Annotated in this window: 21 protein-coding genes and 1 pseudogene; all 22 read left to right on the forward strand. The window is 60.8% G+C overall.

The window, feature by feature from the left end:
• Positions 1-2 precede the first annotated feature (2 nt).
• The 22 genes and pseudogenes from VDQ28_RS13890 to nuoK all read left to right on the forward strand — a co-directional run bounded on the left by VDQ28_RS13890 (position 3) and on the right by nuoK (position 15,897).
• Positions 3-860: a hydroxymethylglutaryl-CoA lyase gene (locus VDQ28_RS13890; RefSeq protein WP_323036502.1), complete on the forward strand. Its 858-nt coding sequence runs from the start codon at positions 3-5 to the stop codon at positions 858-860.
• Complete coding sequence (locus VDQ28_RS13895; RefSeq protein ID WP_323036503.1) at positions 857-1,642, forward strand: crotonase/enoyl-CoA hydratase family protein; 786 nt, start codon at positions 857-859, stop codon at positions 1,640-1,642. The genes VDQ28_RS13890 and VDQ28_RS13895 overlap by 4 nt, the downstream gene beginning before the upstream one ends.
• A gap of 375 nt (positions 1,643-2,017) precedes the next feature.
• Entirely contained in the window at positions 2,018-2,383 is a 366-nt protein-coding gene (locus tag VDQ28_RS13900) for an NADH-quinone oxidoreductase subunit A (protein WP_323036504.1), read from the forward strand.
• A complete protein-coding gene (locus VDQ28_RS13905) occupies positions 2,374-2,907 on the forward strand; it encodes an NADH-quinone oxidoreductase subunit B family protein (RefSeq protein WP_323036505.1) in 534 nt (177 codons plus the stop codon). Before VDQ28_RS13900 ends, VDQ28_RS13905 begins: the two co-directional genes overlap by 10 nt.
• Positions 2,908-2,917: 10 nt before the next feature.
• A complete protein-coding gene (locus tag VDQ28_RS13910) occupies positions 2,918-3,517 on the forward strand; it encodes an NADH-quinone oxidoreductase subunit C (RefSeq protein ID WP_323036506.1) in 600 nt (199 codons plus the stop codon).
• Positions 3,514-4,419: a sulfotransferase gene (locus VDQ28_RS13915; protein WP_323036507.1), complete on the forward strand. Its 906-nt coding sequence runs from the start codon at positions 3,514-3,516 to the stop codon at positions 4,417-4,419. Before VDQ28_RS13910 ends, VDQ28_RS13915 begins: the two co-directional genes overlap by 4 nt.
• A 34-nt stretch (positions 4,420-4,453) precedes the next feature.
• On the forward strand, positions 4,454-5,677 hold the full coding sequence (locus VDQ28_RS13920) for an NADH-quinone oxidoreductase subunit D (RefSeq protein WP_323036508.1): 1,224 nt from the start codon (positions 4,454-4,456) through the stop codon (positions 5,675-5,677).
• On the forward strand, positions 5,674-6,309 hold the full coding sequence (locus tag VDQ28_RS13925) for a hypothetical protein (protein WP_323036509.1): 636 nt from the start codon (positions 5,674-5,676) through the stop codon (positions 6,307-6,309). The genes VDQ28_RS13920 and VDQ28_RS13925 overlap by 4 nt, the downstream gene beginning before the upstream one ends.
• Positions 6,306-6,677 (forward strand): hypothetical protein, encoded by a 372-nt coding sequence (locus tag VDQ28_RS13930; RefSeq protein WP_323036510.1) that lies wholly within the window; start codon positions 6,306-6,308, stop codon positions 6,675-6,677. The genes VDQ28_RS13925 and VDQ28_RS13930 overlap by 4 nt, the downstream gene beginning before the upstream one ends.
• A gap of 78 nt (positions 6,678-6,755) precedes the next feature.
• Positions 6,756-7,946: an NADH-quinone oxidoreductase subunit E gene (locus VDQ28_RS13935; RefSeq protein ID WP_323036511.1), complete on the forward strand. Its 1,191-nt coding sequence runs from the start codon at positions 6,756-6,758 to the stop codon at positions 7,944-7,946.
• Positions 7,947-7,976: 30 nt separating this feature from the next.
• The gene (locus VDQ28_RS13940) at positions 7,977-8,210 is read left to right on the forward strand and encodes a DUF5337 domain-containing protein (protein WP_323036512.1); all 234 of its coding nucleotides are present in this window, start codon (positions 7,977-7,979) and stop codon (positions 8,208-8,210) included.
• Positions 8,211-8,213: 3 nt separating this feature from the next.
• A pseudogene (gene nuoF, locus VDQ28_RS13945) lies at positions 8,214-9,513 on the forward strand (NADH-quinone oxidoreductase subunit NuoF).
• Between the two features lie 138 nt (positions 9,514-9,651).
• Positions 9,652-10,020, forward strand: coding sequence for a hypothetical protein (locus VDQ28_RS13950; RefSeq protein ID WP_323036513.1), 369 nt, complete (start codon positions 9,652-9,654; stop codon positions 10,018-10,020).
• Between the two features lie 5 nt (positions 10,021-10,025).
• On the forward strand, positions 10,026-10,289 hold the full coding sequence (locus VDQ28_RS13955; RefSeq protein WP_323036514.1) for a DUF5333 family protein: 264 nt from the start codon (positions 10,026-10,028) through the stop codon (positions 10,287-10,289).
• Positions 10,246-10,425 (forward strand): DUF5333 family protein, encoded by a 180-nt coding sequence (locus VDQ28_RS22635; protein WP_416349384.1) that lies wholly within the window; start codon positions 10,246-10,248, stop codon positions 10,423-10,425. Before VDQ28_RS13955 ends, VDQ28_RS22635 begins: the two co-directional genes overlap by 44 nt.
• A gap of 14 nt (positions 10,426-10,439) precedes the next feature.
• A complete protein-coding gene (gene nuoG, locus VDQ28_RS13960) occupies positions 10,440-12,461 on the forward strand; it encodes an NADH-quinone oxidoreductase subunit NuoG (RefSeq protein WP_323036515.1) in 2,022 nt (673 codons plus the stop codon).
• A gap of 7 nt (positions 12,462-12,468) precedes the next feature.
• Positions 12,469-12,885, forward strand: coding sequence for a hypothetical protein (locus tag VDQ28_RS13965; RefSeq protein ID WP_323038129.1), 417 nt, complete (start codon positions 12,469-12,471; stop codon positions 12,883-12,885).
• A 9-nt stretch (positions 12,886-12,894) separates the two neighbouring features.
• Positions 12,895-13,935: an NADH-quinone oxidoreductase subunit NuoH gene (nuoH, locus tag VDQ28_RS13970; protein WP_323036516.1), complete on the forward strand. Its 1,041-nt coding sequence runs from the start codon at positions 12,895-12,897 to the stop codon at positions 13,933-13,935.
• A gap of 2 nt (positions 13,936-13,937) precedes the next feature.
• Complete coding sequence (gene nuoI / locus VDQ28_RS13975; RefSeq protein WP_323036517.1) at positions 13,938-14,435, forward strand: NADH-quinone oxidoreductase subunit NuoI; 498 nt, start codon at positions 13,938-13,940, stop codon at positions 14,433-14,435.
• A gap of 6 nt (positions 14,436-14,441) precedes the next feature.
• Complete coding sequence (locus VDQ28_RS13980) at positions 14,442-14,852, forward strand: carboxymuconolactone decarboxylase family protein (RefSeq protein ID WP_323036518.1); 411 nt, start codon at positions 14,442-14,444, stop codon at positions 14,850-14,852.
• The gene (locus VDQ28_RS13985; protein WP_323036519.1) at positions 14,849-15,463 is read left to right on the forward strand and encodes an NADH-quinone oxidoreductase subunit J; all 615 of its coding nucleotides are present in this window, start codon (positions 14,849-14,851) and stop codon (positions 15,461-15,463) included. Before VDQ28_RS13980 ends, VDQ28_RS13985 begins: the two co-directional genes overlap by 4 nt.
• 128 nt (positions 15,464-15,591) lie before the next feature.
• Positions 15,592-15,897 carry an NADH-quinone oxidoreductase subunit NuoK gene (nuoK, locus tag VDQ28_RS13990; RefSeq protein WP_323036520.1) on the forward strand — a complete coding sequence of 102 codons (306 nt, stop codon included), beginning with the start codon at positions 15,592-15,594 and terminating at the stop codon, positions 15,895-15,897.
• Positions 15,898-15,902: the final 5 nt, after the last annotated feature.

Here is a 15,902-nt window from a genome sequence, read left to right on the forward strand (position 1 = left end):
CTATGTCGGAACGAGTGGAAATCTTCGAGGTCGGGCCGCGCGACGGGCTGCAAAACGAAAAGCGCCAGATCCCGACGCCCGAAAAAATCGCGCTCGTGGATTTGCTGTCCAAGGCCGGGTTTCGCCGGATCGAGGTGGCCAGCTTCGTCAGCCCGAAATGGGTGCCGCAAATGGCCGATTCCGCGCAGGTTCTGGCCGGAATCACCCGCGTGGCCGGGGTCTCTTATGCTGCCTTGACGCCCAACATGCGCGGCTATGAAGGCGCAAAGGCCGCGAGTGCCGATGAGATCGCGGTGTTTGCCTCGGCCTCGGAAGGGTTTTCCAAGGCCAATCTGAACTGCACGATTGCCGAGTCGATCGAGCGTTTCCTGCCGATCATCGAGGCGGCGCGCGCCGAAGGCATTCCGGTGCGCGGCTATATCAGTTGCGTCACCGACTGCCCGTTCGATGGCCCGACGCCGCCCGCCGCGGTGGCGGCGCTGGCGGCACGGCTCGACGCCTTGGGCTGCTATGAGATCAGCCTTGGCGACACCATCGGCAAAGCCACGCCAGACTCCTTGACCGCCATGTTGAGGGCTGTGTTGCAGGTGGTGCCGGCTGCCAGATTGGCCGGGCATTACCACGACACCGGCGGGCGGGCTTGCGACAATATCGAGGCCTCGCTGGCGCTTGGATTGCGGGTGTTCGATGCGGCGGTTGGGGGTCTGGGGGGGTGCCCCTATGCGCCGGGCGCTCAGGGCAACGTTGCCACCGAGGCCGCTGTCGCCCGGATCGAATCCTTGGGCTATGAGACCGGATTGAACCGCGAAATTATCGAAAAAGCCGCCGACATGGCGCGCCAGATGAGGAAAAACGCATGACCTGGGACACGATCACTTTGGCCACCGATGCGCGCGGCGTCGCCACGCTGACCTTGAACCGGGTCGACAAGCACAACGCCCTGTCGGCGCAGATGATCGAGGACCTGACCGAGGCCGCGGCCCAGGTGGACCGCGATGACTCCGTGCGCGTCGTGATTCTGACCGGGGCAGGGGGCAGCTTTTGTGCCGGCGGCGATCTGGCGTGGATGCAGGACCAGATGCGCGCCGATGCCGCGACGCGCGCCGAGCACGCGGGAAAACTGGCGGGGATGCTGGGGGCGTTGAACCGCCTGTCGAAACCGGTGATCGGCCGGGTGCAGGGGCAGGCGTTTGGCGGTGGCATCGGCATGATCGCCGTCTGTGACGTGGCAATCGGTGTCACGGGCGCGAAATTCGGCCTGACGGAAACCCGGCTTGGCCTGATCCCGGCGACCATCGGCCCCTATGTCCTGGCCCGCATGGGCGAGGCGATGGCGCGCCGCGTGTTCATGTCGGCGCGCCTGTTTGGTGCCGACGAGGCGGTGACGCTGGGTCTGTTGGCCAAAGCCGTCGCGCCCGAGGATCTGGACGCCGCCATCGAGGCCGAGGTGAAGCCGTATCTGTCCTGCGCGCCGGGGGCAGTCGCGTCGGCCAAGGCCTTGGCACTGACGCTGGGCGCGGGCATTGGGCCGGATGCGGTGAGCCAGTCGATCGACGCCCTGGTCGCGCGCTGGGAAAGCCCCGAGGCCGCCGAGGGGATCGCGGCGTTCTTTGACAAGCGCAAGGCCACTTGGATGCGCTGATCAGCACGGCACTGGGGCGGGCGTTTTGTCGCAGGTCGACGGCGAAACTCGACATCGCAAACATATGATTTTATTCAAATGTCATGCCGCGTTCGGATGGCAGGGTGGCGTGTCGACTCGGGGTGCCGGGCTTGTGACGTCTCAACTGAGTCGCCGATTCTTGCCCTGAGCGTCCATCCACGCCGCAGAGCAGCAGATTGGCAAATTATTTCCCCGGATCGCGCAACCCCGGCTTGGAAAACCGCACTTTAGCGGGATATGATCGGGCGGGGTTCGGTTGACCCGGCCTGAACGCCGGAGTAAACGAACCAGAGCCAACTTGTGCAGCGCGCCGTCTCCTTTGTGTCGGTGAGCAAAGCGCCAAAGGAGCCAGCGGTGGACGACCTTCTCCGAGACTACCTAGCCATTATTATTTTCCTGGTGATCGCCGTCGGGCTGGGCCTTGTGCTGATGCTGTCCGCCATGGTCATCGCCGTGCGCAACCCCGACCCGGAAAAGCTGTCGGCCTATGAATGCGGCTTCAATGCCTTTGATGACGCGCGTATGAAATTCGACGTGCGGTTTTATCTGGTTGCGATCCTGTTCATCATTTTCGACCTCGAAATCGCGTTTTTGTTCCCGTGGGCCGTGACGTTTGCCGACATGAGCATGACGGCGTTCTGGTCGATGATGCTGTTCCTTGGCGTGCTGACCGTCGGCTTTGCCTATGAGTGGAAGAAAGGGGCCCTGGAATGGGAGTGATGACTGGGGCCAATACCGCCGGGGGTGACCGCGAGGTCGCCACAAAAGCGCTGAATTCCGAGTTGCAGGACAAAGGATTCCTGCTGACCACGACCGCCGATATCATCAACTGGGCCCGCAACGGCTCGATGCACTGGATGACCTTTGGTCTGGCCTGCTGCGCGGTCGAGATGATGCACGCCTCGATGCCGCGCTACGATCTTGAACGCTTCGGCACCGCGCCGCGTGCGAGCCCGCGTCAATCGGACCTGATGATTGTCGCCGGGACGCTGACCAACAAGATGGCTCCGGCGCTGCGCAAGGTCTACGACCAGATGCCAGAGCCGCGCTATGTGATCTCGATGGGGTCCTGCGCGAATGGCGGCGGCTATTACCACTATTCCTATTCCGTCGTGCGCGGTTGTGATCGGATCGTTCCGGTGGATATCTACGTCCCCGGTTGCCCGCCCACGGCCGAGGCCCTGATGTACGGCATCATGCAGTTGCAGCGCAAAATCCGCCGCACCGGCACCCTGATCCGCTGAGGAGAGACGCATGTCCAAAGCCTTGCAAGAACTTGGCGGCTATATCGAAACGAAGCAATCAGATGCCGTGATCGGCACCGCGATTGCGTTTGGCGAGCTGACCGTGACGGTGGCAACGACCGCGTTGCCCGAGTTCATTCGCTTCCTGAAAACCGATGAGACATGCCGCTTCTCGACGCTGGTCGATATCACGGCGGTGGATTACCCTGAGCGGCGCGCGCGGTTCGAGGTGGTCTACCATTTCCTGTCGATGTACCGGAACCAGCGTATCCGGGTCAAAACCGCCATACGCGAGGAGACCATGGTCCCCTCGATCATCGAGGTTCACCGCTCGGCTGACTGGTTCGAGCGCGAAGTGTTCGACATGTTCGGCATCCTGTTTTCCGGCCACCCGGACTTGCGCCGCATCCTGACGGATTACGGCTTTCGCGGCCACCCGCTGCGCAAGGATTTCCCGACTACGGGCTATGTCGAGGTGCGCTATGACGAAGCCGCCAAGCGCGTTGTCTATGAGCCGGTGAAACTGGTCCAGGACTACCGCCAGTTCGACTTCATGTCGCCCTGGGAAGGTGCGAATTACATTCTGCCCGGGGATGAGCGCGCAAAGTGACCAGCACGGTTGATCAGTCCTTGCCGACATGGCCAGCAGGCGTTTCGCTACTGCTGGGTCTTGGCGCGCAAAAAGCCGGGACAACCTGGCTGCATGATCGCCTTAAAGCGCATCCTGATTGTCATGCGTTCCCGATCAAGGAATTGCATTATTTCAACACCGTAAGCGGTCTTTCGCGGCTGGGGTTCACATTGACGGCGGCAGGCCGGAACGCCTTGTTACGCAAAGGGGACAAGGCGGCCGCCGATCGCGTATCACAGCTGGCAGATCTGTTTCATGCCCAGCCTCAGACGCATCAGGACTACGTTGATCTGGTGACCGAGGGTTTGGAACCTGGCTCTGTGGCGCTTGATATCACACCGGCCTATGCACTGCTGGACGATGCGCAGTTTGAACAGGTTGCGGCGATGGATCCGGTTCGTTTCTTGTACATAATGCGCGAGCCGGTTGCACGATTTTGGTCCAACATTCGGATGATTTTGAATGCGCCGGGCAAAGATCAGCCTGATTTCGAGCCTGATGCGCAGGCGCTTCTGGATCACACGCTCGATCATCGTGACGCACCCATGTCTGCGGCGGCCTTTGCGCGCAGCGACTATCTTCAGGCATTGGAAAAGCTGGAGCGGCATGTCCCGGCGCAAAGGCGTCTGGTGCTGTTCTTTGAGGACCTGTTCACGGAGCATACGATGAACAGGATCTGGGCGTTTCTTGACGTGTCGCCCAGACCCCTCACCGCGACCGAGCCACGATTGGAAGGTGTTCAGGCGTCGATGCGCCCGGACCAGATTGAACGACTCAAGGATGTTTTCTGGCCCCAATATGACGCCATATGCGCGCGTTTCGGGGATGCCGTTCCAGACGCCTGGCACGCACGATTCGCGCCCGAGGTGATGGCAGCATGAGCACGATAAAGATTCTGCGACGGAGGTTGCAACGATGATGGACGGTTCAAAAGGATTCGGGGACGCTCAGACGAGCGAACAGAAAATCCGTAACTTCAACATCAACTTCGGGCCCCAGCACCCGGCGGCACACGGTGTGTTGCGTATGGTGCTGGAGCTTGACGGCGAGCTTGTCGAACGTTGCGATCCGCATATCGGTTTGCTTCACCGTGGCACCGAAAAGCTGATGGAAAGCCGGACCTACCTGCAAAATCTGCCGTATCTTGACCGGCTGGATTATGTGGCACCAATGAACCAGGAGCACGCCTGGTGTCTGGCGATCGAGCGGCTGACCAACACGCAGGTGCCGCGCCGTGCGAGTTTGATCCGCGTTCTGTATTCGGAAATCGGGCGCGTTTTGAATCACCTGCTGAACGTCGGCGCGCAGGGCAACGACGTGGGCGCGCTGACGCCGATTCTGTGGTGCTTCAACGAGCGCGACAAGCTGATGGACTTTTATGAACGCGCCAGCGGCGCGCGACTGCACGCGGCGTATTTCCGGCCCGGCGGTGTGCATCAGGACCTGCCGACAGCATTGCTCGACGATATCGAGATCTGGGCCGAGGCGTTCCCGGGCATCCTTGACGATGTTGACGGCTTGCTGACCGAGAACCGTATCTTCAAACAGCGCAACGTCGATATCGGCGTGCTGAATGAGCAAGAGATTCTCGAATGGGGTTACTCGGGTGTCATGGCCCGCAGTTCCGGTCTGGCCTGGGATTTGCGCCGCAGCCAACCCTATGAATGCTATAATGAATTCGACTTCAAGATTCCGATTGGCAAGAACGGCGATTGCTTTGACCGCTACCTCTGTCGCATGGCGGAAATGCGCGAATCGACCTCGATCATCCGGCAGGCCATTGCCAAACTGCGCGCGCCGGACGGGCAGGGCGACGTCATGGCGCGCGGCAAGATTTCGCCGCCCAAGCGCGGCGAGATGAAGACCTCGATGGAAGCGCTGATCCACCACTTCAAGCTTTACACCGAAGGGTTCCACGTCCCGGCGGGCGAGGTTTACGCCGCCGTCGAGGCACCAAAGGGCGAGTTCGGGGTCTATCTGGTCGCCGATGGCACCAACAAACCCTACCGCGCCAAGCTGCGCGCGCCGGGTTTCTTGCATCTTCAATCCATTGATTATGTGTCCAAAGGGCATTTGCTGGCCGATGTGTCGGCCATTTTGGGCAGCATGGACATCGTTTTCGGCGAGGTTGACCGGTGAGACGTGCAGCACCGATCCTGATTGCCAGCCTGCTGGCCGCGCCGGCACTGGCGTTCACGCCGGAGCGGGCGGGGATCATGGTGGATGCGGTGCGCGCCAATGGCTGCACGATGGCGGGGTCTGAAGCACCAGGTGCGCTGGAGCCGTTGGGGCTTGAGTCGGTTGAGGTTCAGACCTTTGTGGACGTGCTTTTCAACGCAGAGCTGGTGACACTGTCCGAGGATATGCAAACCCTGAGCCTGTCCGAGGCGCTTTGCGCCAGCGAAGGCGACGCGGCGATGGCCATGATCGTCACCGCGTTCGAGGCTGGCGAAACCGATTTGCGCCCGTGGCAGCCTGAATTTGCGCCCGAACGCGGTGCCGCTTTGGTGGCGATCCTTCGCGCAAATGACTGCACAATGACTGACCAGCAGGCCGGGGAAATCTTGCCCGATCAGGGCTTCGACCCGGTGATCACCCGCGATATCGTGACGTTGATGCTGGAAACAGACTTGGCGACGGTTAGCGACGATGGGCAGTCGGTGGGGCTGTCGCCCGTCTTGTGCGCGGCAGATCCGGCCACCGATACGGCCACCATCGCCCAAGCTCTGACAGCCTGGACCGAGGCGAACGCGGTGGAGGAGAGCCAATGACCCTGTCTTCCCTCGTTGTGGTATTGCTGGCGATCGGTGTTGTCCTGCTTGGTTTCATGGCATTTTTGTTCTGGACCGATCCGGCCAAGGGCTTGCGCATCACGACGCATCGTCTGGAAAACCTTCCCACCGTGATGGCCAACCGCTACACCGGGCTTGCGGTGTTGAGCCTGGGGATGATCCTGTATGGCAATTACCCGATCATCACGGTGTTTTTCTTGTCTGCTGCCATCATGGCGCTGTCCGACAGCATGATCTATGCACGCGCCGGGCATTCCTTTATCAAACACACGGCCTCGGGCGTGTTGAGCGTGATCGGTATGATCATCTCCGCAATTGCTTGGGCCACGACGCCGGTGGGGGGCTGATCTCGATGAACCGTCACCCACGCATTCGACACAATATCGACGTTCTCGCGACGTCGCAGAAAGGGCAGAACTGACGCCATGCTCCGCCGTCTTCATCCGCACCAACCCGAGAGCTTTGCTTTCACGCCTGCAAACCAGACGTGGGCCGAAGCACAGATCACAAAATTCCCTGAGGGGCGTCAGGCGTCAGCGATCATCCCTCTGCTGTGGCGCGCCCACGAGCAGGAAGGCTGGCTGACCCGTCCCGCCATAGAATCCATCGCGCAGATGTTGGGCATGGCCTATATCCGGGCACTTGAAGTGGCGACGTTCTACTTCATGTTCAAACTCGCGCCTGTGGGGTCCGTTGCGCATATTCAGATTTGCGGCACCACCAGTTGCATGATCTGCGGTGCTGAGGATTTGATCAGTGTTTGCAAGGAAAAGATCGCCTCGGCGCAATTGACCCTTTCCGACGACGGTCGTTTCAGCTGGGAAGAGGTCGAATGCCTTGGGGCCTGTGCAAATGCACCCATGGCGCAGATCGGCAAGGATTATTACGAGGATCTGACCGCGGAAAAGCTGCGTGAAATCCTCGACGAGCTGGCGGCTGGCCGTGTGCCGACACCCGGTCCACAAAACGGCCGCTTTACCTCCGAGCCGCTGTCAGGTCTGACCACGCTGACCAAGGGTGACCGGGTTGAAGCCGCGAATGCTTCGGTGGCGCGGGCGTTGGATCTTGGCGATACGATCAAGCGGATCGACGGGACCGAAGTTCCGATCCTGACACCTTGGCTGAAGACGCCAGGCGAAAAGCTTCGCGTGGCGCGTGACGATGGCAAGCCTGTCAGCGCGCGGATGGGCAAGGCCCCGGTCGCAAAGGCCCGCGATATCGAGGAAAATCAAGTCGCGAGACCCGAGCCAAAGCCGGAGGCCGAAATCAAGGCCGAGTCCAAGGCCAAGGCCGCCGAGGATGCGGCGGCTGAAGTCGCGCCGGTTGCGCAAGCACGCCCGGCGGCCTTGACCGCCGCCCGCGCCGGTGGCGCCGACGATTTGAAACGCATCAAAGGCATCGGCCCCAAGATGGAGGAGACCTGCAACGCGCTGGGGTTCTACCATTTCGACCAGATCGCCGCCTGGACCGAGGCCGAGGTTGCCTGGGTTGACGACAATCTCACGGGCTTTAAGGGCCGCGTGACCCGCGACAACTGGGTCGAGCAGGCAAAACTGCTGGCCGAGGGCAAAGACACAGAATTCTCAAAACGCGTCGACAAAGGCGATGTCTACTGACGACGCGTACTCAGGAGTTGAAACAACGTTATGAATGACGAATCCAAACAGGTCCGGCGCGGTCGCATTGTTGCGGTCATGATCGCTGGAATTGGCCTGGGTTGGATCGGCGTTCTGGCACTCGGGGATGCTTTGGGATGGTCCCAACGCACCCTCGCGTTCTTCGATCTGGCGGCTCTTGCCGGGTTCGGGATGGCGTTGTGGTTGGTTTACGGGATCTGGCGGTCACGCCGGAACAGCGAGGGCCCCGATGCGAAGGATTGAGCGATGCTGAAGGATCAGGACCGGATCTTCACGAACATCTACGGGATGTATGACCGCAGCCTCAAGGGCGCGATGTCGCGCGGGGCGTGGGACGGCACCAAGGATATCATCGGCAAAGGCCGCGACTGGATCGTGTCCGAGATGAAGACCTCTGGCTTGCGTGGCCGGGGTGGTGCGGGTTTCCCGACTGGCCTGAAATGGTCGTTCATGCCCAAGGAAAGCGACGGTCGCCCGGCGTATCTGGTTGTCAACGCTGACGAATCCGAGCCCGGCACCTGCAAGGACCGCGAAATCATGCGCCACGATCCGCATACGCTGATCGAAGGGTGTCTGATCGCGTCTTTCGCGATGAACTCCAACACCTGCTACATCTACATTCGCGGCGAGTATATTCGCGAGCGTGAAGCCCTGCAGGCTGCGATTGACGAGGCTTATGAAGCCGGTCTGGTCGGCAAGAACGCCGCCAAGTCGGGCTGGGATTTCGACATTTTCCTCAGCCACGGCGCCGGGGCGTATATTTGCGGCGAAGAAACCGCGCTGCTGGAAAGCCTCGAGGGGCGCAAGGGTATGCCGCGCATGAAGCCACCGTTCCCGGCGGGGGCTGGCCTTTATGGCTGCCCAACCACGGTGAACAACGTCGAATCCATCGCCGTTGTGCCGACGATCTTGCGGCGCGGCGCGGCTTGGTTCGCGGGTTTTGGCCGTCCCAACAACGCGGGCACCAAACTGTTTGCGATTTCGGGCCATGTCAACAACCCCTGTGTGGTCGAGGAATTCGATGTCGATCGGCTTCGAGGAGCTGATCGAAAAGCACTGCGGCGGCATTCGCGGCGGATGGGACAATTTGCAGGCGGTGATCCCCGGCGGCTCGTCCGTGCCCTTGGTGCGCGGCGAAAAGATGCGCGATGCGGTGATGGATTTCGACTATTTGCGCAACGAGTTGCAGTCGGGCCTCGGCACGGCGGCGGTGATCGTGATGGACAAGCAGACCGACATCATCAAGGCGATCTGGCGGCTTTCAGCCTTCTACAAGCACGAAAGCTGCGGTCAGTGCACGCCGTGTCGCGAAGGCACTGGCTGGATGATGCGCGTCATGGACCGTCTGGTGCGCGGCGAGGCCGAGGTCGAGGAAATCGACATGCTTCTGTCGGTGACCAAGCAGGTTGAGGGTCATACGATTTGCGCCCTCGGCGACGCGGCGGCCTGGCCGATCCAGGGCTTGATCCGCAACTTCCGCGACGTGATCGAAGATCGTATCAAGGCGCAGAAATCCGGCCGTGTTTCGGCCTTGGCCGCAGAGTAACCATGACCCAATTCGCCACATATTCCATGTCTCCCTGCTCGCACGCGCCACGCGCGGTTGTGACCACGGCGTCATGCGCGTGTGTGGTAAGCGGGGGTGCCGGGGCTGTAACCCGGCGCACACATGGAGGAATTTTCAATGAATAAGTTGAAAATGCTCGCGTTGGTCTCGTTGATCATGGGCTCTGTTGCCAGCGTCGCAACGGCGCAAACGCCGCGAATGGCCAGTTATAACGGCAGCACCTGGGGGTTTTACCTGCTTGAAACCGGGGCAGGGATGACCACGGTCCTGACCGGGCAACCCAGCCTGTCCGAGGGTCATCCGGAGGCCATCATCACCGTGGTCAGCCGCGATGGACATGCAATAACCGAGGCTGATCGCAATCTCGCGGTTGGATTGGCTCGTGGCCTTTGCGAACAAACGGGACGGCAATTCAACACGCAAACCCGGGGCCATTGGCTGCATTCGGGCGGGCTTGGCTTTGGGGGGGCGTGTTCGCAATGGTAAGACATATGCTCGCCGGAATACTGGCGCTGGGTGTCTTGGCAGCGCCCGCGTTTGCCACCACGCAGCAAGAGATAAACGCGACCCTGCGCAATGATGCAGAGCTATGGGACAAGTTGTTTGTCCTGGCACTGGCGGATCAGATTCGCTTGAACTGCCCGACAATCGAACCGCGAACCTTGCGGGCGACGCGCTACGTCTATGACGTCTATTCGCACGCGCGCAGCTATGGTTTTTCCCGTGCCGAGATTTCGGGCGTTTCAAACCAATGAAGACGCGCGCGCCGAATTGCGCGTTCGTGTCCTCGCCTATTTCAACCAACACGGTGTACGCGAAGGCGCACCCGAGACCTTCTGCGCGTTGGGGAATGCCGAAATCTCGGCTGGCACCCCGCCGGCACACTATTGAGAGTAAGGTAAGCCATGTCAGAGCTTCGCAAGATCATTATCGACGGCATCGAAGTCGAGGTTCATCCCGCGATGACCCTTATTCAGGCCTGCGAAGTCGCCGGCATCGAAGTGCCGCGGTTTTGCTATCACGAGCGGTTGTCGATTGCCGGCAACTGCCGGATGTGTCTGGTCGAAGTGGTCGGCGGCCCGCCCAAACCCGCCGCCTCCTGCGCGATGCAGGTCAAGGATTTGCGTCCGGGGCCAGAGGGCGCACCGCCCGAGGTGAAAACCAACTCGCCGATGGTCAAAAAGGCCCGCGAAGGCGTGATGGAATTCCTGCTGATCAATCACCCGCTCGATTGCCCGATTTGCGATCAGGGCGGCGAATGCGACCTGCAGGATCAGGCCATGGCGTATGGCGTGGATTTCAGCCGCTACCGCGAGCCCAAACGCGCCTCCGAGGATCTCGAGCTTGGTCCGCTGGTGGCGACCTGCATGACGCGCTGCATTTCCTGCACGCGCTGCGTGCGCTTCACCACCGAAGTGGCGGGCGTCACCGTCATGGGCCAGACGGGCCGGGGCGAGGATGCGGAGATCACCACCTATCTGGGCGCGATGATCGAGTCGAACTTGCAGGGCAACATCATTGATCTGTGCCCGGTCGGGGCGCTGACCTCCAAGCCCTACGCCTTTACCGCGCGTCCGTGGGAATTGACGAAAACCGAGAGCATCGACGTGATGGATGCTTTGGGATCGAACATTCGCGTTGACACCAAAGGCCGCGAAGTGATGCGCATTCTGCCGCGCAACCATGACGGCGTGAACGAGGAATGGATTTCCGACAAGACGCGCTTTGTCTGGGACGGTTTGCGCCGTCAGCGTCTGGATACGCCGTTCATCCGCGAGAATGGCAAGCTGCGCAAAGCGACCTGGGCCGAGGCGTTGTCCGCCGCTGCCAAAGCCATGACCGGGGCCAAAAAACTGGCCGGACTGGTCGGCGATCTCGCCTCGACCGAGGCTGCGTTTTCTCTGAAAACACTGGTAGAATCGCTGGGCGGGTCGGTCGAGTGCCGGGTTGACAGCGCGCGTCTGCCAGCGGGCAACCGTTCGGGCTATGTCGGCACGGCAACGATCGAGGATATCGACAGCGCCAAGTACATTCTTCTGGTTGGGACCAATCCGCGCGATGAGGCGCCCGTGTTGAACGCGCGCATCCGCAAGGCGTGGTTGAACGGTGCACAGATTGGCCTGGTGGGTGCGGCGGCTGACCTCACCTATGAGTATCACCATTCCGGCACCGATCGCGCGGCGCTTCGGGCGATCCTCGAACGGGATCACAGCGACGTGCTCGATGCGCCATCGCTGGTGATTCTGGGTCAGGGCGCCCTGCGCGAGGCTGATGGCGCGGCGGTTCTGGCGACTGCGATGCAGATCTGCGAGCGTTCGCAATCAAAACTGCTGGTGTTGCACACCGCAGCGGGCCGGGTTGGCGCGCTGGATGTGGGCGCCGTGACCGAAGGCGGCTTGCTGGCGGCGACCGACGGGGCCGATGTGATCTTCAACATGGGCGCGGATGAGCTGGACATCGAGGCAGGCCCGTTCGTGATCTATCAAGGTAGCCACGGTGACCGGGGCGCGCATCGTGCCGACGTGATTCTGCCGGCGGCCGCCTATACCGAAGAAAAGGGCGTCTTCGTGAACACCGAAGGGCGGCCTCAATTGGCCAGCCGTGCCGGGTTCGCACCGGGCGAGGCCAAGGAAAACTGGGCAATCCTGCGGGCCTTGTCCGCCGAAACCGGGCAGACCCAACCCTGGGACAGCCTCGGGCAGTTGCGCGCGGCCATGATTGCCGCCGTGCCGCATCTGGACATGATTGATGAGGTGCCGGAAAATGAGTGGCGCGCCGAACCCGCGGATGCCTTGGGTGATGCGACGTTCCGCCCGGCCATCGCCGATTTCTATCTCAGCAACCCGATTGCCCGGGCCTCGGCACTCATGGCCGAACTCAGTGCCGGAGTTGCGGCCCGATCGGCAAAACCAATGGCGGCAGAGTAAACGCATGATGCAGAGCGCTCCCTTTGTGATCACAACCTCGCTGGCCCTGATGGGTCTGGCGGGCTGTGTCACGGCTGCCAGCCAACCGGCTGATGCGGTTTTGGGCGCGCCGGAAACCGCCGTCTATCGCGGGGTCCAGACGCGTCTGCTCGAGGACGATCTGGTGCATTTCATCGTAACAATGCAGGGTGCGCGCGATGCACAAGACCCCATTGCCTATTCGCGCTGTGCCGCTGCACAATACGCCCTGATCAGGGGTTTCGGATTCGCGCGCCACGTGCGCACCAACGTAACAGAACAGGGTGGTCTTTGGCGGGCCGATGCGGTTTATACCGTCTCGCCCGCACTGCCCCGTGGGTTTCATACCATCGACGCGGAAGTCACCGTTGCCGATTGTACGGAACAGGGGATACCGACGGTCTGAGGACAACACATGGCTGACTTCTTTACCAATACCAACCTGGGGATTTCCCTCTTGCTCGTCGGGCAGGTGCTCCTCATCATCGTGCCACTTCTGGTGGCGCTGGCATTCCTGATGTACGCGGATCGCAAGATCTGGGCGGCCGTCATGATGCGGCGCGGACCCAACGTGGTCGGCCCGTTCGGCCTGCTGCAAAGCTTCGCCGACTTCATCAAATACATCGTCAAAGAGGTGATCTACCCGGCAGGGGCGGACCGCGCGGTCTTCCTGCTGGCGCCGATGATCACCTTTGTCATGGCGATGATCGCCTGGGCGGTGATCCCGTTCAACGACGGGTGGGTGCTGGCCGATATCAACGTTGCCATCCTCTATATCTTCGCCGTCTCCGGGCTTGAGGTTTACGGCGTGATCATGGGCGGCTGGGCCTCCAACTCGAAATACCCGTTCCTCGGCTCCTTGCGCTCGGCGGCGCAGATGATCTCGTATGAGGTGTCGATCGGCCTGATCATCGTCGGTGTGATCATCTCGACCGGCTCCTTGAACCTCTCGGATATCGTGAATGCCCAGGCCGGCAGCTATGGCTTGCTGCACTGGTACTTCATTCCGCATTTCCCGATGCTGTTCCTGTTTCTGATCTCGGCAATGGCGGAAACCAACCGTCCGCCTTTCGACCTGCCCGAGGCCGAGGCCGAACTGGTCGCCGGTTTTCAGGTGGAATATTCCTCGACACCGTTCTTGCTGTTCATGATCGGTGAGCTGGTTGCCGTGGTGCTGATGTGTGCGTTGATCAGCCTGATGTTCTTTGGCGGCTGGCTGTCTCCCGTCGAATTCCTGCCCGATGGCATCCACTGGATGATCCTCAAGATGTTGGCGGTGTTCTTCGTGTTCTCGATGGTCAAAGCCATCACACCGCGCTACCGCTACGACCAGTTGATGCGCATTGGCTGGAAAGTCTTCTTGCCGATGTCGCTGGGCTGGGTTGTGCTGGTGTCGTTTCTGGCAAAGTTTGAACTGTTCGGCGGCTTCTGGGCCCGCTGGGCGATTGGGGGCTGAAGATGACACAGCAAGTCGACTATACCCGTGCCGTCAAATACTTCCTGCTCTCGGATTTCGTGATCGGCTTTCGGCTGGGCTTCAAGTATTTCTTCGCGCCCAAGGTGACGATCAACTATCCGCACGAAAAGGGCATGTTGAGCCCCCGGTTCCGGGGCGAACACGCGCTGCGCCGGTATCCGAATGGTGAAGAACGTTGCATCGCCTGCAAATTGTGCGAGGCGATCTGCCCCGCGCAGGCGATCACCATCGACGCGGAACCCCGCGATGACGGCAGCCGCCGCACCACGCGCTATGATATCGACATGACCAAATGCATCTACTGTGGTTTCTGCCAAGAGGCCTGCCCGGTGGACGCCATCGTCGAAGGACCGAACTTTGAATTTGCCACAGAAACCCGCGAGGAGTTGTTCTACGACAAGGAACGCCTGCTCGCCAACGGCGACCGTTGGGAATCCGAGATTGCGCGCAATCTCGAAATCGACGCGCCTTATCGGTGACATGACATGAGCGATCCTTACACCAAGATCCTTGAGCAGATGATGGCATCCAGTCAGGAAATGATGCGGACCTTCAACCCAAGGCTTGAGGCTGCGCAACTGCCTGATGTGGGCGCGCTGTTTCCCACGATGTCCGCGGATATGTTGGAGATGTGGTTTGGCCGCGCGTTCAACCGCGACGGACTTGAGGCCAAGACACGTCTGTTGGTAACTCTGGCGGCGTTGACCGTTTTGGGCGCACAGGCCGAACCACAGATCAAACTGACGGTGCGGCACGCTCTCGAGGCAGGCGCGACCGAACGCGAGATCACCGAGGTGATCTGGCTGATGAGCATGTTCGGCGGCCTGCCCGCCATGCAAAAGGCCCTGGAACTTGCCCAGAAGGTCTTTGCAGATACCAAGGAGAAGGACGCATGAGCGTTGCTGATTTTGCCTTCTACGCCTTTGCCATTGTTGTGGTGGTCGCTGCCCTGCTGGTGGTGACGGCGCGGAACCCGGTGCATGCGGTGCTCTGGTTGGTCCTCACGTTTCTGTCGGCGGCGGGACTGTTTGTCCTGCTGGGCGCCGAGTTCCTCGCGATGCTGCTGATGATCGTCTATATCGGTGCCGTGGCCGTGTTGTTCCTGTTCGTGGTGATGATGCTCGACGTTGATTTCGCCACGCTCAGGGGGGAAATGGCACGCTATTTTCCGCTGGCATCGTTGGTGGGCGTTGTGATCCTGATGCAATTGGCGCTGCTCTATGGGGCCTGGTCCGGGGCAGACGGCGCGGCGGCGCTGCGACTGGCGCCGACACCCGATCTGGCTGTGGTCGACAACACCCGGGCCTTGGGATTGATCATGTATGATCAATATTTCCTGGTCTTCCAATTGGCGGGCTTGATCCTGCTGGTTGCCATGATTGGCGCGATTGTGTTGACCCTGCGCCACCGGAGCGATGTCAAACGCCAGAAAGTACTGCACCAGATGTGGCGTGACCCGGCCAAGACGATGGAATTGAAAGACGTGAAGCCCGGGCAGGGACTGTGAATTGACAGCGGGCCTCGTGGTGCGGTTATCCCCGTGCTGCCGTAGACCCGCTGAACGCTGAACGACAAAGGCGGGCGTGCCTCGCTGATAACGACAAGAACGGGCGACACGCTCGGAGGGAACGGACCATGGTTGGACTTGAGCATTACCTGACGGTAGCGGCAACGCTGTTCGTCATCGGGATCTTCGGGATATTCTTGAACCGCAAGAACGTCATCGTGATCCTGATGTCGATCGAACTGATCTTGCTGTCAGTAAATATCAATCTGGTGGCTTTCTCGAACCATTTGGGTGACTTGGTGGGTCAGGTCTTCACCATGCTCGTGCTGACCGTCGCCGCCGCTGAGGCCGCGATTGGTCTGGCGATCCTGGTCACCTTCTTCAGGAACCGCGGCACGATTGACGTTGAAGACGTCAACGTGATGAAAGGCTAAGACCG

The organism is Pararhodobacter sp. (genome assembly GCF_034676545.1).
GTDB lineage: Bacteria > Pseudomonadota > Alphaproteobacteria > Rhodobacterales > Rhodobacteraceae > Pararhodobacter.

What these genes read in the sequence shown, in the direction of transcription:
- VDQ28_RS13890 (WP_323036502.1), top strand. Translation starts at nt 3, where the DNA reads ATGTCGGAACGAGTGGAAATCTTCGAGGTCGGGCCGCGCGACGGGCTG.
- VDQ28_RS13895 (WP_323036503.1), top strand. Translation starts at nt 857, where the DNA reads ATGACCTGGGACACGATCACTTTGGCCACCGATGCGCGCGGCGTCGCC.
- VDQ28_RS13905 (WP_323036505.1), top strand. Translation starts at nt 2,374, where the DNA reads ATGGGAGTGATGACTGGGGCCAATACCGCCGGGGGTGACCGCGAGGTC.
- VDQ28_RS13910 (WP_323036506.1), top strand. Translation starts at nt 2,918, where the DNA reads ATGTCCAAAGCCTTGCAAGAACTTGGCGGCTATATCGAAACGAAGCAA.
- VDQ28_RS13920 (WP_323036508.1), top strand. Translation starts at nt 4,454, where the DNA reads ATGATGGACGGTTCAAAAGGATTCGGGGACGCTCAGACGAGCGAACAG.
- VDQ28_RS13930 (WP_323036510.1), top strand. Translation starts at nt 6,306, where the DNA reads ATGACCCTGTCTTCCCTCGTTGTGGTATTGCTGGCGATCGGTGTTGTC.
- VDQ28_RS13935 (WP_323036511.1), top strand. Translation starts at nt 6,756, where the DNA reads ATGCTCCGCCGTCTTCATCCGCACCAACCCGAGAGCTTTGCTTTCACG.
- VDQ28_RS13940 (WP_323036512.1), top strand. Translation starts at nt 7,977, where the DNA reads ATGAATGACGAATCCAAACAGGTCCGGCGCGGTCGCATTGTTGCGGTC.
- VDQ28_RS13950 (WP_323036513.1), top strand. Translation starts at nt 9,652, where the DNA reads ATGAATAAGTTGAAAATGCTCGCGTTGGTCTCGTTGATCATGGGCTCT.
- VDQ28_RS13955 (WP_323036514.1), top strand. Translation starts at nt 10,026, where the DNA reads ATGCTCGCCGGAATACTGGCGCTGGGTGTCTTGGCAGCGCCCGCGTTT.
- VDQ28_RS22635 (WP_416349384.1), top strand. Translation starts at nt 10,246, where the DNA reads ATGGTTTTTCCCGTGCCGAGATTTCGGGCGTTTCAAACCAATGAAGAC.
- nuoG (WP_323036515.1), top strand. Translation starts at nt 10,440, where the DNA reads ATGTCAGAGCTTCGCAAGATCATTATCGACGGCATCGAAGTCGAGGTT.
- VDQ28_RS13965 (WP_323038129.1), top strand. Translation starts at nt 12,469, where the DNA reads ATGCAGAGCGCTCCCTTTGTGATCACAACCTCGCTGGCCCTGATGGGT.
- nuoH (WP_323036516.1), top strand. Translation starts at nt 12,895, where the DNA reads ATGGCTGACTTCTTTACCAATACCAACCTGGGGATTTCCCTCTTGCTC.
- nuoI (WP_323036517.1), top strand. Translation starts at nt 13,938, where the DNA reads ATGACACAGCAAGTCGACTATACCCGTGCCGTCAAATACTTCCTGCTC.
- VDQ28_RS13980 (WP_323036518.1), top strand. Translation starts at nt 14,442, where the DNA reads ATGAGCGATCCTTACACCAAGATCCTTGAGCAGATGATGGCATCCAGT.
- VDQ28_RS13985 (WP_323036519.1), top strand. Translation starts at nt 14,849, where the DNA reads ATGAGCGTTGCTGATTTTGCCTTCTACGCCTTTGCCATTGTTGTGGTG.
- nuoK (WP_323036520.1), top strand. Translation starts at nt 15,592, where the DNA reads ATGGTTGGACTTGAGCATTACCTGACGGTAGCGGCAACGCTGTTCGTC.